The 15171-nt window shown below is 56.0% G+C and carries 12 protein-coding genes; 3 read left to right on the forward strand and 9 right to left on the reverse strand.

Annotated elements, in window-relative coordinates; genetic code table 11:
• Positions 1 to 65 precede the first annotated feature (65 nt).
• The 9 genes from phaC (RGW60_RS20990) to RGW60_RS21030 form a co-directional block, all read right to left on the reverse strand.
• Positions 66 to 1748, reverse strand: a complete 1683-nt coding sequence (gene phaC / locus RGW60_RS20990; protein WP_322206395.1) for a class II poly(R)-hydroxyalkanoic acid synthase — start codon at positions 1746 to 1748, stop codon at positions 66 to 68.
• Between the two features lie 174 nt (positions 1749 to 1922).
• Entirely contained in the window at positions 1923 to 2777 is an 855-nt protein-coding gene (gene phaZ / locus RGW60_RS20995; protein ID WP_322206396.1) for a poly(3-hydroxyalkanoate) depolymerase, read from the reverse strand.
• Between the two features lie 135 nt (positions 2778 to 2912).
• Positions 2913 to 4592 carry a class II poly(R)-hydroxyalkanoic acid synthase gene (gene phaC, locus RGW60_RS21000; RefSeq protein ID WP_322206397.1) on the reverse strand — a complete coding sequence of 560 codons (1680 nt, stop codon included), beginning with the start codon at positions 4590 to 4592 and terminating at the stop codon, positions 2913 to 2915.
• Between the two features lie 345 nt (positions 4593 to 4937).
• Positions 4938 to 5315, reverse strand: a complete 378-nt coding sequence (locus tag RGW60_RS21005) for a DUF971 domain-containing protein (RefSeq protein WP_322206398.1) — start codon at positions 5313 to 5315, stop codon at positions 4938 to 4940.
• Positions 5316 to 5399: 84 nt separating this feature from the next.
• Positions 5400 to 6737 carry an ATP-dependent protease ATPase subunit HslU gene (gene hslU / locus RGW60_RS21010; RefSeq protein ID WP_322206399.1) on the reverse strand — a complete coding sequence of 446 codons (1338 nt, stop codon included), beginning with the start codon at positions 6735 to 6737 and terminating at the stop codon, positions 5400 to 5402.
• A 67-nt stretch (positions 6738 to 6804) separates the two neighbouring features.
• Positions 6805 to 7335 carry an ATP-dependent protease subunit HslV gene (hslV, locus tag RGW60_RS21015; RefSeq protein ID WP_322206400.1) on the reverse strand — a complete coding sequence of 177 codons (531 nt, stop codon included), beginning with the start codon at positions 7333 to 7335 and terminating at the stop codon, positions 6805 to 6807.
• Between the two features lie 187 nt (positions 7336 to 7522).
• Positions 7523 to 8218 carry an SPOR domain-containing protein gene (locus RGW60_RS21020; RefSeq protein WP_322206401.1) on the reverse strand — a complete coding sequence of 232 codons (696 nt, stop codon included), beginning with the start codon at positions 8216 to 8218 and terminating at the stop codon, positions 7523 to 7525.
• A 1-nt stretch (position 8219) separates the two neighbouring features.
• Complete coding sequence (argS, locus tag RGW60_RS21025; RefSeq protein WP_322206402.1) at positions 8220 to 9956, reverse strand: arginine--tRNA ligase; 1737 nt, start codon at positions 9954 to 9956, stop codon at positions 8220 to 8222.
• A 211-nt stretch (positions 9957 to 10167) separates the two neighbouring features.
• Complete coding sequence (locus tag RGW60_RS21030; RefSeq protein ID WP_322206403.1) at positions 10168 to 12387, reverse strand: primosomal protein N'; 2220 nt, start codon at positions 12385 to 12387, stop codon at positions 10168 to 10170.
• A 165-nt stretch (positions 12388 to 12552) separates the two neighbouring features.
• On the opposite strand from RGW60_RS21030, the gene rpmE reads away from it, so the two are divergent.
• From rpmE to RGW60_RS21045, 3 genes are all read left to right on the forward strand, one after another.
• Positions 12553 to 12795, forward strand: a complete 243-nt coding sequence (gene rpmE, locus RGW60_RS21035) for a 50S ribosomal protein L31 (RefSeq protein WP_322167238.1) — start codon at positions 12553 to 12555, stop codon at positions 12793 to 12795.
• A 21-nt stretch (positions 12796 to 12816) separates the two neighbouring features.
• On the forward strand, positions 12817 to 13620 hold the full coding sequence (locus RGW60_RS21040; protein WP_322206404.1) for a thermonuclease family protein: 804 nt from the start codon (positions 12817 to 12819) through the stop codon (positions 13618 to 13620).
• A gap of 180 nt (positions 13621 to 13800) precedes the next feature.
• Positions 13801 to 15069 carry a malic enzyme-like NAD(P)-binding protein gene (locus tag RGW60_RS21045; RefSeq protein ID WP_322206405.1) on the forward strand — a complete coding sequence of 423 codons (1269 nt, stop codon included), beginning with the start codon at positions 13801 to 13803 and terminating at the stop codon, positions 15067 to 15069.
• Positions 15070 to 15171 lie beyond the last annotated feature (102 nt).

The raw sequence follows: 15171 nt of genomic DNA on the forward strand, positions 1-15171 counted from the left end.
GGTGAATTTGGTTAATCGCATCGCCAACAAGTTGAGCCTACAGTTCATGTGGATTGCCTCATGATTTAACGCACGCGAACGTAAGTCCCCGGCGCTGCCTCCATCGGTGGATAGTTTTGGTTACCCAGCACCATCAGTGTTTCCCGTTGTTCGCCGGAGCGTTGTTGAATCCATTCCAGCCAGCTCGGCCACCAACTGCCTTCGACGGTTTTGCCGTCATAAAACCAGGCACGTGGGTCGCTGCTGAGCTTGGGGTTCTCAATGAAGTTGGATTTAGGGTTGCCAGGCGGATTCAGAATGCTCTGCACGTGACCGCTGTCGGATAGAACGAAGCGTCGATCTCCCCCCAGTAGCAGGGTCGAGCGATATACCGCGTCCCACGGCGTGATGTGGTCGTTGATGCCGGCCACGCTAAAGCTGTCCACCGTGACTTTTTGCAAGTCAATGGGTGTCCCGCACACTTCCAGTCCGCCGACATGACTCAGCGGGTTGTGTTTGAAGAAGTCTAATAAGTCCCCGTGCAGTGCGGCGGGCAAGCGTGTGCTGTCGTTGTTCCAGTAAAGAATGTCGAACGGCGGCGGGCTTTTCCCCAGCAGGTAGTTGTTGACCCAATAGCTCCAGATCAAATCGTTGGGGCGCATCCAGGCGAAGATTTTTGCCATGTCCCGGCCATCGAGAACACCTTGCTGGTACGAGCGTCGCTTGGCTGCTTCCAGCGTCTGCTCATCAATGAAAAGCGTGGCCGGGCTTTCGATCTGGCTGTCTAAAAGGCTCACCATATAGGTTGCGCTAGAGATCCGACGTAATTGCCGTTTGGCCTGCAAATGCCCTTGCAGCGCCGCCATGGTCAAGCCACCTGCACAAGCGCCGACCAGATTCACTTCTCGGCTGACGGTGATGGCGCGGACTACATTCAGTGCTTCTTCAAGGGCTTCGACGTAACTGGACAGTCCCCATTCTCTATGGCGCACGTCTGGATTACGCCAGCTGATCATGAACACTTGCAGGTTATTTTTTAGCGCGTATTGGACAAAGCTGTTGGCCGGGCTGAGGTCAAAAATATAGTACTTATTGATTTGCGGCGGCACGATCAGCAGCGGCTTGGCGTACTGCTTTTCACTCATCGATTTGTACTGCATCACCTCTAGCAGTTCGTTGCGAAACACCACAGCGCCGACCGTAGTCGCAACGGTTTTGCCAACTTCGAATGCATCCTTGGTTATCTGGCTGGGCAGTCCGTTGTTATGTAACAGATCATCAACCATGTGGCTGAGGCCCTTGATCGCGCTGCTGCCGCCGGAGTTGAACAGTTCCTTTAGCGCCAAAGGATTGAGCAAGGTGTTCGACGGTGAGAATGCATCGTTGATCAAGGAGAAAATGAAGTGCGCGCGGGCACGATCATCCTCGGACATGCTGCTGTCGTCGATCCAGCTTTTGAGCTGATGCTGCCAGCTCAAGTACGCCTGCAAACTGCGTCGGTAGAAAGGATTTTGCTGCCACGCTGGATCCGCAAAGCGTGCGTCACGTGGATTGTGCGGGTAAGGGACATCGCCGATCAGCACACGGCCCAGTTGTCCGCCGAGGGCCAGTGCATGTCGGGCGCTGTGGATAGGGTGACGCATGCTCTGTGCTGCCACGCTGCGCAAGGTGGAAAACAGATCTTTGCCGCGCAATCCCGTAATGGCGCTTTGCGCGTTAATAAATGTGGCCGGGGTCGGCGCCGGGCTCAATGTGGATTTGTTTCGCATCGCGACAACACTCCTTCGTCAGGCCATCAACACATAAACGCGCACATATCAGCCGCTGCACAAGCGTACTGGGTTGCGAGATTCTGCGCCGCAGAGCACTCCGGCCTGGGCGCGGTGGGTGAGCAATTTCTCCTGTAGAGCTACTTCAAGGGCAGTTGAGCCAAGGTGGTTCGGTTATCGCACCAGTGGTGCAGGCTGCGGATGCATTACCGCGCGCTGTCGTTCTTCTTGGAGGAACTTCATGATGATCGGCGCCACAGCTTCGGCCCGAGTGATCAAAAATAAATGACCATCGTCGATTATGTGTAGCTGGGCATTGGGTATCCGCCAAGCTAGCAGGCGCATATTTACCAACGGAATGAGGGGATCGTCATCGCCCGCCAGCACCAAGGTTGGCTGATGAATTTTGTGCAGCCAATGAATACTGGTCCAACCCATCCCAGCGAACAGTTGCCAGTAATAGCCGAGCTTTCCGGACGAGCGGACTTTGGCCGCGTGGCTAGCCGCTAGACTAGGATTGCGCCGAAACGATCCGCCGTAGATTTCCGGTGCAATTCGAATCACGTGGGAAGGTTGGATATAGCGCCGTGGGCTGGCCATCAGCCACAAGACACGCGGTTTACCCGGCACCATTACCATTCCTGCCGCCGTCGCCGCCAGTACCAGTTTTTTGCAGCGCTCTGGGTAGTCGTAAGCAAACTGCTGAGCCAACGCACCGCCCCAGGAAACGCCGATTACATTAACTTGGCCGTAGTTAAGGTAATCGAGCATACGAGCCGTCAGCTTGGCCAAGCCTGCAAAACGAAATGGCCTGTTGGGCGTTGAAGACCCGCCGACCCCAGGCACATCGAACGCGATCACTTCAAGGTCGGGATCAAGTGCGTCCACGAACGGAAATACCAGCTCCAGGTTGGCGCCAATACCGTTGAAGATCAGCAGCGGCGTCATATGTTTCTTGCCCGCGCGCACGGCGGTGCGGAGGGTATGGCCATCCAGGTCGACGGTACGAAAAACAAACGGTTGTGGCATGCGCGAAAGCCCTATGGGTTATACCGCTGACAAAGCTGTCCATCGCTTTGACAGATCAGGTCGGAGTTGTCCTCATGCTACTTGGTCACGTAATCGCGCATCGGAAGCCGAGCATCCGGCCCCCCTTATTGTTGTCTAGCGTTCGTGTACGTATGTGCCCGGTGACGCTTCGCCGGCCGCGTAAATCTTAGTACCCAGGCTCGTCGGCGACTTTTTCAATTTGCCTGAGCGGTCGGCCAGCCAAACCTGCCAGTGCAGCCACCATGAGTCCGTATGTTTGGTCCCGTTCTCTTGCCATTCTTTGGCATCGAGCGGCAGTTCTGAATTGGTCATGTAGCGTGACTTTGGATTGCCCGGCGGGTTAAGAATGCTTTGGATGTGACCGCTGCTGGACAGTACGAATTCGGTTTTTCCACCGAATAGACGTGCCGATTTGTAGCAAGACCCCCACGGTGTGATGTGGTCGTTGGTACCCGCGAGGCAGAATACGTCGCTGGTGATTTTCTTCAAATCGATGGGCGTCCCGCTGACTTCCAATGCATTTGGGCGAGTCAGCGGGTTGTTCTTGAACATCTCGATCAGATCGCCGTGGAAGGCGGCCGGCAGCCGGGTAGTGTCGTTATTCCAGAACAAAATATCGAATACCGGTGGCTCATTACCCAGTAGGTAGTTATTAACCCAGTAGTTCCAGATCAAGTCGTTAGGGCGCATCCAGGCAAAAATTTTCGCCAGATCACGACCTTCCAATACGCCAGCCTGATAGGAGTGACGCTTGGCTGATTCAAGGGTCTTTTCGTCAACGAATAGTGCGACTTCGGTCTCCATAGTGGTGTCGAGCACGCTGACCAACAATGTCAACGCGTGGACCTTCTGCTCGCCCAACGCGGCGTAATGGCCTAACAACGCGGTGCAAGTGATACCTCCCGAGCAGGCGCCGAGCATATTGATGTCTTTGCAACCGGTGACGGCGATAACCACGTCAACCGCCTCCTTGAGGGCATCAATATAGGTCGATAGCCCCCATTCGCGCTGTGCCTTGGTCGGGTTGCGCCAACTGATGATGAACGTCTGGACGCCGCCACGCAGGCAAAACCGTGCGAGGCTTTTTTCGGGGCTAAGGTCGAACACGTAAAATTTGTTGATTTGCGGTGGGACCACCAGCAGGGGACGTTCAAGCACTTGTTCGGTGATGGGCTTGTACTGGATCAACTCAAGTACGTCGTTGCGAAATATAACCGAGCCTTCAGTGGTGCCCAGGCTCTTGCCGACTTCGAACGCATCCATGTTGACCTGGCTCGGCATCCCGCCGTTGTGTACCAAGTCCTTAGCCAAATGCGATAGGCCGTCCAGAACGCTTTTGCCACCGGTTTCGAAGAAGCGTTTAAGCGCCGCTGGGTTAGCCACTGTGTTGGTCGGTGACATGGCTTCGGTCATTAGGTTGATGACGAAGTGACCGCGGCTAATATCTTGCGGCGAAAGGTCACTGTCGCCGATCCAGTCGTGCAGTTCTTTGCGCCAAGCAAGATAGGTCTGTAAATAACGGCGGTACAGCGGGTTCTGGCTCCACGCAGGGTCGGCGAAGCGGCGGTCGTCGGAGGCAGGTTGTAGAGTGGACTTACCGAGTAAAACGTTCTTCAACTCTATGCCGAAATGGGCCACATGCTTGACGCTATGGATAGGTTGTCTGAGGGCCTGGCTTAGCACCATGCGGGCAGTCGTCAGCAAATCTTTACGTCGCAGTCCCACAACAGGATTCAAATTCAACGTGCTTTCAGAGGCTTGACGCTGCAGGTCATCGTTGTTGTTGCTACTCATCTATGACTCTCCATTGTCCTGAGACGAGTACTGAGCATCCCCGTGAAAGGCAGCAACACAGGTCAATTCCAGTACTACTGCTCGGGTAATCGATGATGGCTAAACCAGACGTTCCCAGCTGGCATTTACAATAACGAACAGCCCTAAACGAACACGGCAGCGGGACTTCATTCGTTACGTATATGCACGCATTGGTGCTGCATGAAGTAAATGCAGGGAACTTGCCAGATCTATTGGTTACCCGAGATTTCACAAAATCGCAAGCAGGGCCAGTCATTGGCCTCTGCAAGGGACATTAGAACAAACAGAATTAGAATGGTCGCCCTAAAAGGCTAGACGGTTGAGCTAGAGCATCAGCTTGACGATTTGCTCGGAAGGGTCGCGGGATTTTCCAGCCGCTTTTAGCTCAGCAAGATAATCGTCCCATAACTGCTCTTGGCGTTGCGCCAATTGGTACAGATATTCCCAAGTGAACAGTCCGCTGTCGTGGCCATCGTCGAAGGTCAATTTTAGTGCGTACTGCCCGGCCGGTTCGATTTTACTAAGGCCAACACCCAGCTTGCCAAATTGCAGTATAGGATGACCATGGCCCTGAACCTCCGCCGACGGCGAATGCACGCGCAAAAATTCTGCGGGCAGTTGGTACTCTTCATCAGGCGCATATTTCAGCGTCAAGATTTTCGAGGCTTTGTGGAGATTGATAGCAGAGGGAAGTTTGAGCATAGGGGAGAGCTTAAAGGGGCAAGCTTCAAGCTACAAGAAGAACGCAATCCACTTGCAGCTTGCAGCTTGCAGCTTGCAGCTGACTCAGAGAATGTAACGCGATAGATCTTCGTCTTTGGCCAGTTCGCCCAAGTGAATGTTGACGTACTCGGCGTCTATTCGGATGGTCTCTGCGCCTTGAGCAGCAGCGAGGTCACCGGCGCTAAATGAAACTTCTTCAAGCAAACGTTCGAGCAGCGTGTGCAAACGACGCGCCCCGATATTCTCGGTCTTCTCGTTGACCTGCCAAGCAATCTCGGCGATGCGCTTGATGCCCTCGGGCAAGAACTCGATGTTCAGGCCCTCTGTCTTAAGCAGCTCACGGTACTGTTCGGTCAGCGACGCGTGAGGCTCGCTGAGGATGCGTTCAAAGTCTTGCGGCGTTAGGGCTTTGAGCTCGACGCGTATTGGCAAACGACCTTGCAGTTCGGGCACCAGATCGCTCGGCTTGCTCAAGTGGAACGCGCCAGACGCAATGAACAGGATGTGATCAGTCTTGACCATTCCCAGTTTGGTGTTCACCGTGCAGCCTTCGATCAGCGGTAACAGGTCACGTTGCACGCCTTCACGGGAAACGTCGACGCCACCCGTATTGCCGCGCTTGGCGACTTTGTCGATCTCATCGATGAATACAATGCCATGTTGCTCTACGGCTTCCAGCGCTTTGGCCTTGAGTTCTTCTTCGTTGACCAATCGCCCCGCTTCTTCGTCACGCACCAGCTTCAACGCATCTTTGACTTTGAGTTTGCGGCTTTTCTTTTTGCCTTTTCCCATGTTCGCGAACAGGTTTTGTAACTGATTAGTCATCTCTTCCATGCCAGGCGGCGCGGAAATATCGACACCCACCGTGTCGGCAACTTCAATATCTATTTCTTTGTCATCCAACTGCCCCTCTCGCAGTCGTTTACGAAACAGCTGACGAGTATTGGAGTCGGAGGCTGGCGCGGCATCTTCGTTGAAGCCCACTCGTGCAGGCGGCAGCAAGGCATCGAGGATGCGGTCTTCAGCAGCTTCTTCGGCGCGATGTTGAACCTTGGTCATTTCCTGTTCGCGCAGCAGTTTTATTGCGGCATCAGCCAAGTCACGGATGATTGATTCGACGTCGCGGCCAACATAGCCCACTTCTGTGAATTTGGTGGCTTCGACCTTGATGAACGGCGCGTTGGCCAGCTTCGCCAAGCGACGGGCAATTTCAGTTTTACCAACCCCGGTCGGGCCGATCATAAGGATATTTTTCGGCGTCACTTCAACGCGCAGCTCCTCAGGCAGTTGCATCCGGCGCCAGCGGTTACGCAATGCAATGGCGACGGCGCGCTTGGCATCGTCCTGGCCAATGATGTGCCGATTGAGTTCGTGGACGATTTCGCGGGGAGTCATAGACATGATAGTGGCGGACCTCTAGCTGAAAAAAACGCTCGTGCCGCACACTTGAGGCGGCTTGGGAATCGGCTTAGACGGCGAGGTCCTGCTCCTCAATGGTGATGTTGTGGTTGGTAAACACGCAGATATCGGCAGCTATGCCCAGTGCGGTTTCGGCTATCTCACGCGCTGAGAGTTCGGTTTTCATCAGCAGAGCGCGGGCAGCGGCTTGAGCGAAAGCACCGCCGGAGCCCATAGCAATCAAGCCATCTTCGGGTTCAACGACGTCACCGTTGCCGGTGATTATCAGTGACGCGTCCTTGTTAGCAACCGCGAGCATCGCCTCAAGGCGGCTCAAGGACCGGTCGGTACGCCATTCTTTGGCTAATTCAACAGCGGCGCGTACCAAGTGGCCCTGATGTTTTTCAAGCTGACCTTCGAAACGCTCGAACAGCGTGAAAGCGTCAGCGGTGGCCCCGGCGAATCCGGCGATCACTTCGCCGTGATACAAGCGCCGCACTTTTTTTGCGTTGCCTTTCATGACGGTATTGCCGAGGGAAACCTGGCCGTCGCCGGCCATGACGACTTTGCCGTTACGGCGCACTGAAACGATGGTGGTCAAGGGAGAGTCTCCACGCAGCGGGGCGAAAATGCCCTAGTGAAAACTCATATGGGGGTGGGGACTGGCATTTCAACCGTGGGGGATGAATGGTGACCCAATGATGAGCGTCAGACTGGATACCGAGCTTAAGTCAAACCGAAGCTCGGCGGGAGCAAGCTTCGGAATCTGACGCCATATCCTCCAGCCGTTATTTACCTTGGCGTTGCTGTAACAACAAGTTATTAAAACCACTGCCAGCCAATTGCTTTTGCGCAATGGTCAGCTGTTCGCGGTTGCTGAAGGGGCCGACCAGTACCCGGAACCAGGTTTCGTCTTTGACCGTGCCGGACTCAACTTGCACCGCTTGCCCGAGCAAAATTATCTGCGCGCGGACCTTATCTGCGTCGGTTTCCTTGCGAAACGAGCCTGCCTGTAAGAAGAACTTGGTCACGGCTGCCGGGCCGGGTTTGAGCACCGGTGGCGCAGGCGGTGGGACTACTCCACTGAGGGCCGCTTGAGCGCGGGCCGTGTCGATTTTCGCTGCCTGCTCCGGGGTGACCGGCGCGACAATTGGCGCAACAATCGGTGGGGTTTTTTCCGGCACCGCTTCGTTGGGCACTATGACTTCAGACTCAGGCAGCAAGGTATAGAAATCGTATTTTGGCTTCGCTGGCGCCTGAGGGCTAGGCGGTACTTTATTAGCTTCGGCGATTTTTGCGGCTTTTGTCTCTTCTTTGACGCGCTTGACCTCAGCGCCACTGGGTCCGATTTTCATTAGTACGACCACGAAGGCCCCTACCGCAAGGCCAATTGCAAGCCACAACCATCCTGGGATCGGCTTCTTTGCAGGTGCCTGATAACGGCTGGCGCCGCGCTTGGGAGCAGGTTTTTTCTTCACAGCCAACTTACATGCGCTCCAGAGTGTCCAGACCCAAGAGTTCCAGGCCTTGCTTGAGGGTGCGGCCGGTCAGCGCGGCAAGGCGCAGGCGGCTTTGCTGTTGTTCCGGGTTTTGCGCACTGAGGATCGGGCAGTTTTCGTAAAAACTGGAGAACAAGCCTGCCAGGTCGTAGACATAAGCGCACAACACATGCGGCGTGCCTTTTTCAGCGACGTTGTTCAAGGTTTCGCCAAATTGTGCCAACCGTGCTGCCAGCTCTGTTTCTTGCGGCGCTTGAAGGACGATTTGCCCCAGCGTGACGTCGAACGGCTTACCCAGTTTGCGAAAGATACCGGCCACACGGGTGTAGGCATATAGCAGGTAGGGGGCAGTATTGCCTTCGAAGCTGAGCATCTGGTCGAAGTTGAAGCTGTAGTCGCTGGTGCGGTGTTTGGATAAATCCGCGTACTTTACTGCGCTGATGCCGACGGCCTTGGCGATGCTGCGCAACTCGTCTTCAGCGACTTCCGGGTTCTTTTCTTTAACCAGCGTGTAGGCGCGTTCTTGCGCTTCATCCAGAAGATCGACCAGCTTCACGGTGCCGCCGTCACGAGTTTTAAACGGACGGCCATCGGCGCCATTCATGGTGCCGAAGCCCATGTGTTCCATCTGCATGCCATTGGTCACAAAACCGGCGCGGCGTGCGACTTCGAACACCTGCTGAAAGTGCAACGCTTGGCGTTGGTCGACGAAGTACAGTGCGCGGTCCGCTTTTAATAAGTTGCTGCGATAGCGGATCGCCGCCAGATCGGTGGTGGCATACAGATAGCCGCCCCCATTCTTCTGCACGATTACTGGCAGCGGGGTACCTTCGGCAGTTTTAAACTCTTCAAGGAATACGCACTGCGCGCCGTTGCTTTCAACCAGCAGGCCGGCAGTTTTGAGATCTCGGACAACCTTCGGCAAGTCATCGTTGTAGGCACTTTCGCCCATTACGTCAGCCAGAGTCAGTTTGACGTTGAGGCGTTCGTAGGTTTGCTGGCAGTGCAGTAACGAGATGTCTCTGAAGTGCGCCCACAACGCGAGGCAATCAGGGTCACCCGCTTGTAGTTTGACCACCAGTCCCCGAGCGCGATCGGCAAACTCCTCGGATTCGTCGAAGCGGCATTTGGCGGCGCGGTAGAAGTTTTCCAGATCTGATAATTCGTCGCTGGCCGCCGGTTTTTCCTGCAAATAAGCCAGCAGCATACCGAACTGCGTACCCCAGTCACCGACATGGTTCTGCCGAATAACGGTGTCGCCGAGAAACTCCAGCACATTAGCCACCCCGTCGCCAATAATGGTCGAGCGTAAATGTCCGACGTGCATCTCTTTGGCCAGGTTGGGTGCGGAAATGTCGACCACTACCCGTTGTGCAGCGCCGACCTTGCGCACCGATAGATGCGAATCGGCCAGCGCGCCATCGAGGCGTGCTGCCAGTGCTTTAGTGTTCTGAAAGAAGTTGAGGAAGCCGGGGCCAGCAATATCCACTTTGGTGACCTGCGGATCGGCAGGTATCGCGGCGACCAGTTTTTCTGCCAAGTCACGCGGCTTCATACCGGCAGGTTTGGCCAGCATCATCGCGATATTGCTCGCGAAATCACCGTGGGTTTTATCCCGCACGTTTTCCACTTGAATCGCCGGGGTCAGCCCTTCAGGCAGCACGCCTTCGTTGACGAGTTGTATCAGGGCTTGCTGGATCAACTGGCGAATAGTGTCTTTCATGATGCTCTCTTTCGACCGCAAGCGCGGCGGCGCTTGGATGCGCGGGTGGAAAAACTGGGCATTATCCGTTGCGACGGCGGGCTTGCCAACCATGATGGATATGCGGTCTCACAGATGACCCCGTTTGTTAGGGTTTAGCGAGACAATACCCGCACTGGCACACAGACCCTCACTAACCCGCTGACTATTAAAAAAAGATGTAGGGAGTCGCTCAATACAAATCCACCGGGTCCACATCCAGAGACCAGCGCACTTGTCGGCCACTGGGCATTTGTTCAAGCACCAATAACCACGCACTGAGTAGCCGGTGCAGCGGCGCACGGGCGCTGGCTTGCAACAGCAACTGCGCGCGGTAGCGTCCGGCGCGGCGCTCCATGGGAGCAGGAACCGGGCCTAGTAGTTCAATGGCGCCCAGGTTCATTTCCGCGAGCAAGCGCTCGGCTTCGGCGCAAGCGTTGTCGAGAAAGCTTTCGGCTTGGCCTGGTTTGTGCGCTTCAGCTCGCAGCAATGCCAGGTGGGAAAACGGTGGCAAACTAGCTGCACGGCGTTCGCTAAGCGCTTGTTCGGCGAAGGCAAAATAGCCTTGTTCCGTCAGTTGAATTAGCAGTGGGTGGTCGGCCAAATGGGTCTGGATGATGACTCTTCCAGGCTCTTCAGCGCGCCCGGCTCTACCGGCGACCTGGACGATTAACTGCGCCATGCGTTCGCTGGCGCGGAAGTCGCCAGAAAACAGCCCACCATCGGCATCTAAAATTGACACCAAGGTCACCCGTGGGAAGTGATGCCCTTTAGCAAGCATTTGCGTGCCGACTAAAATACACGGATGACCGCGCTGAATGGTGGCAAACAACTGATTCATTGCGTCTTTGCGCGAAGTGCTGTCGCGATCCACCCGCAACACCGGGAAGTCTGGAAACAAAATCCCCAGGCGCTCTTCAGCGCGCTCGGTACCCGCGCCGACCGGACGTAAATCGACCTTGCCGCACGATGGGCAGCGACGCGGCGTGCGCTCGACATGGCCGCAATGATGACAACGCAGTTCGCCGGAGCGTTGATGCACGGTCATTCGCGCATCACAGCGCGGACACTCAGACAGCCAACCGCAGTCGTGACACAGTAGCGTCGGCGCAAACCCACGACGGTTGAGGAACACCAACACTTGCTGGCCTGCCGCGAGGGTTTGGCCAATCGCCTGCTGCATTGGCCCAGAGATGCCGCTGTCCAGCGGCCTGCTTTTTACGTCCAAACGCAAAAACTTCGGTTGCTGCGCCCCGCCTGCTCGTTGGCTCAGACGCAAAAGCCCGTAGCGGCCGGTGTAAGCGTTATGCAGGCTTTCCAGTGAAGGCGTGGCAGAGCCGAGCACAATCGGAATGTTTTCCTGCCGCGCGCGGACCAACGCCAGATCACGGGCGTGATAACGCAGGCCCTCCTGCTGTTTATAAGAACCGTCGTGCTCTTCGTCAACAATGATCAGACCTGGATTCTTCATCGGTGTGAACAGCGCGGAACGGGTGCCAATAATAATGTCAGCTTCTCCGTCCCGAGCTGCCAACCAGGCGTCGAGGCGATCTCGATCATTGACCGCTGAATGTACCAACGCGATGCGCGCGTTAAAACGCTGCTCGAAACGCGCCAAGGTTTGCGGGCCAAGGTTGATCTCGGGGATCAAGACCAGCGCTTGCTTGCCGGCTTCAAGGGTTTCGCGGATCAACTGTAAATAGACTTCGGTCTTGCCGCTGCCGGTGACGCCCGCCAGTAGAAACGCATGAAAGCTGTCGAAGCCGGCACGGATGGCTTCATACGCGGCGCGTTGTTCCGGGTTCAGCGGCAACTCTGGCTGCGCCAGCCAGCGTTCGTGGCGTTCGCTGGGCGCATGGCGACGCACCTCGACCTTGACCAATTCTTTAGCTAGCAGCAGATTGAGGCTCTCGCGGTTCAGCATTAATTTGCTGAGCAACTGATGCGCGACGCCGTGGGGGTGCTGCGCCAGCGTGGTCAGTGCTTCCCGTTGTTTGGGCGCGCGGGCGATTCTCGGGTCGTCCAGTCGAGCGCCGGGGGTCACCTGCCAGAACCGCTCTTGGCGAGATTCCGCGGGTTCGCCCTGGCGCAACAATACCGGCAGCGCCCAGCTCAAAGTGTCGCCGAGGCTGTGTTGGTAATACTGCGCGGTCCACAGGCATAACTTGAACAAAGACGGCGGCAGCGGCGCTTCGTGGTCCAATATGGCCACGGCAGGTTTGAGCTTCTCAGCGGGCACCTCGCTGTGATCCACCACTTCGATCAATATGCCGATCATCTCCCGCCGACCGAATGGAACCCGTACCCGCATGCCGGGTTGCAACGCGCTGCGCAGCACGCCAGGAGGGGCGCGATAGTCGAATAAACGTCTTAGCGGCGAGGGCAGGGCGAGGCGCAAGATGGCGTCGGGCACGCGGAGGGTTCTCTGTAACGGTCTGTGACGAAGCAGCGATCTTAGCAGACGGCCGGTTTAAACGTTCGCTTGCGTCTTAGCAATTGTCTGGTAGTATCCGCAGCCTTATTACGTGCGGTATTCAACAATAGTGTTGGGTGGCGGCACGCTAGCCGAGGAAATACCATGAAAGCTGATATTCATCCAGTATACGAAGCCATTGTCGCCACTTGCAGCTGCGGCAATGTGATCCACACTCGCTCTAACCTCGCCAAGCCAATGAGCCTTGACGTGTGCAACGAGTGCCACCCGTTCTACACCGGCAAGCAGAAGACTCTTGATATCGGCGGCCGTGTCGACAAGTTTAAGTCGCGTTTCGGTGCATTCGGCGCTACAAAAGCTCCTGCCGCAGAAACTGCTGCAGAGTAAATGGTGGGTCTGGGAGGTCCGATGGGCTTCTCCAGACTGCTTAAAAAGGCGTCCCTCGCGGGCGCTTTTTTTATGCCTGCGATTTGGTTGTCTACGGCTCAGGCGCTATGTCCTGCACCTAATACCCTTCCGGTATTCGCCGTTCAGCGGGTGGTAGATGGCGACACCGTGCGCCTTAGTGACGGACGCAGCGTGCGGATGATTGGCTTGAATGCGCCCGAGACCGGTAAGAAAGGCCGTGCTGCCGAGCCATTCGCCGATGCTGCCAAGCGTCGGTTGCAAGCGCTGATCGACGCCAATGACGGTCAAGTCAGTGTGCGGGTCGGGCAGGATCCGAAAGACCATTACGGCCGTACACTGGCCAATATTTTTGGTCGTGAGGGTGAGAACCTTGAGGCGCAGTTGCTGGTCGAGGGGTTGGGCTATCAAGTGGCAATTACGCCGAACGTCGCTTTGTTGGCGTGTCAGCAGGCGGCGGAGCGGGTTGCCCGTCAGGCAGGATTGGGCGTGTGGCGAGTATCCCCGGTGCAGCGTGTCGGGCAAATCAACGCTGGTGGATTTACCCTGGTTACTGGCCGGGTCGCCGATGTTCAGCGTAATGGCGGCGGGCTGTGGATCGGGTTGGAGGGATCGCTGGTTTTGCGCATCGCGCCCAAGCTCCTGAGTCAATTCGATGTTGCGCGGCTGCTGCGTTCTAAAGGCCGAACCGTCGAAGCGCGTGGCTGGGTCATTGACCGTTCCCGCCGTGGTGGTCAGTTCGCAGGTCAGGCGCGATGGATGCTGCCCATCACTCATCCTTCAATGCTCTATCTCCCCGATAGATAAAATTGTAGACAGTCTTGATAGCGGATTGTGAACACTGCAGGCCTTGTGTTCCGTGGCCCTAGGCGTAAAGTCGTAAGCGCTGGGGCTTGACACAAGTGACTGACCAGTCTTGTTAGGACTTTCCATCTTGCGTATCCTCGGCGACCCGTCATCCAACAGTAAAAAAAGCGGAATGCCCACATGTCAGATCTGAAAACTGCCGCTCTCGAATATCACGCCTATCCTCGCCCAGGGAAACTGAGCGTCGAGCTAACAAAGCCAACCGCAACTGCCCGCGATCTGGCCTTGGCTTACAGCCCGGGTGTTGCTGAGCCTGTGCGCGAAATTGCCCGTGATCCTGAACTTGCCTACAAGTACACCGGCAAAGGAAATCTGGTAGCAGTGATTTCCAACGGCACCGCTATCCTTGGCTTGGGTGACCTTGGCCCGCTGGCTTCCAAGCCCGTGATGGAAGGTAAGGGTGTTTTGTTCAAGCGCTTCGCCGGGATCGACGTTTTCGACATCGAAGTCGATGCGGAAAGCCCGCAAGCCTTCATCGATACGGTTAAGCGTATTTCCATTACGTTCGGCGGCATTAACCTCGAAGACATCAAGGCGCCTGAATGTTTTGAAATCGAAAAAGCCCTGATTGAACAATGTGACATTCCGGTGTTCCATGATGACCAGCACGGCACGGCTATTGTGACTGCGGCCGGTATGATCAACGCTTTGGAAATCGTCGGCAAAACCCTTGAGAGCGCGAAAATCGTGTGCCTGGGTGCTGGCGCTGCGGCCATCTCATGCATGAAGCTACTAGTAAGCATGGGCGCAAAAATTGAAAACGTATTCATGGTCGACCGTACCGGGGTGATTCACTCCGGTCGCACCGATCTGAACCAGTACAAGGCTGTATTCGCTCACGCTACCGAAAAACGCACGTTGTCCGATGCCCTGCTGGATGCTGACGTATTCGTGGGCCTGTCGGGTCCAAACTTGCTTAGCGCCGACAACCTGAAGCTGATGGCGGCTAATCCGATCGTGTTCGCATGCTCGAACCCAGATCCGGAAATCGCGCCAGAGTTGGCTCACGCTACACGTGATGACGTGATCATGGCCACTGGCCGTTCGGACTACCCGAACCAGGTCAACAATGTGCTTGGCTTCCCGTTCATCTTCCGCGGTGCGCTGGACGTTCGCGCCAAGCGCATTAATGAAGAAATGAAAATTGCCGCCGCCAATGCCCTACGTGAACTGGCCAAGCTGCCGGTTCCTCAGGAAGTTTGTGACGCTTACGGCGGAATCAAACTGGAATTCGGTCGTGGGTACATCATCCCGAAACCGATGGATGCCCGTTTGCTGGGCGTGATTTCCGATGCCGTAGCTAAAGCCGCCATCGAGACCGGTGTTGCCACGCTTCCCTATCCAAAGAATTACCCGCTGAAAAGCGTGGATGACGTTTTCAACAGCTAGGTTCTCATCGCGATCCACAAAAAACCCTGCAGCGATGCAGGTTTTTTTGTAGGAGCAGATTCATCCGGCTGTAGGGGCAAACTTGGTGGCGAGAGGCTTGAT

Origin of the sequence: Pseudomonas sp. AB6, from assembly GCF_034314105.1 — a bacterium.
GTDB lineage: Bacteria > Pseudomonadota > Gammaproteobacteria > Pseudomonadales > Pseudomonadaceae > Aquipseudomonas.

Excerpts from the sequence above, each read along its gene's own strand:
- phaC (WP_322206395.1), bottom strand. The coding sequence starts at position 1,748 with ATGCGAAACAAATCCACATTGAGCCCGGCGCCGACCCCGGCCACATTT.
- phaZ (WP_322206396.1), bottom strand. The coding sequence starts at position 2,777 with ATGCCACAACCGTTTGTTTTTCGTACCGTCGACCTGGATGGCCATACC.
- phaC (WP_322206397.1), bottom strand. The coding sequence starts at position 4,592 with ATGAGTAGCAACAACAACGATGACCTGCAGCGTCAAGCCTCTGAAAGC.
- RGW60_RS21005 (WP_322206398.1), bottom strand. The coding sequence starts at position 5,315 with ATGCTCAAACTTCCCTCTGCTATCAATCTCCACAAAGCCTCGAAAATC.
- hslU (WP_322206399.1), bottom strand. The coding sequence starts at position 6,737 with ATGTCTATGACTCCCCGCGAAATCGTCCACGAACTCAATCGGCACATC.
- argS (WP_322206402.1), bottom strand. The coding sequence starts at position 9,956 with ATGAAAGACACTATTCGCCAGTTGATCCAGCAAGCCCTGATACAACTC.
- rpmE (WP_322167238.1), top strand. The coding sequence starts at position 12,553 with ATGAAAGCTGATATTCATCCAGTATACGAAGCCATTGTCGCCACTTGC.
- RGW60_RS21040 (WP_322206404.1), top strand. The coding sequence starts at position 12,817 with ATGGGCTTCTCCAGACTGCTTAAAAAGGCGTCCCTCGCGGGCGCTTTT.
- RGW60_RS21045 (WP_322206405.1), top strand. The coding sequence starts at position 13,801 with ATGTCAGATCTGAAAACTGCCGCTCTCGAATATCACGCCTATCCTCGC.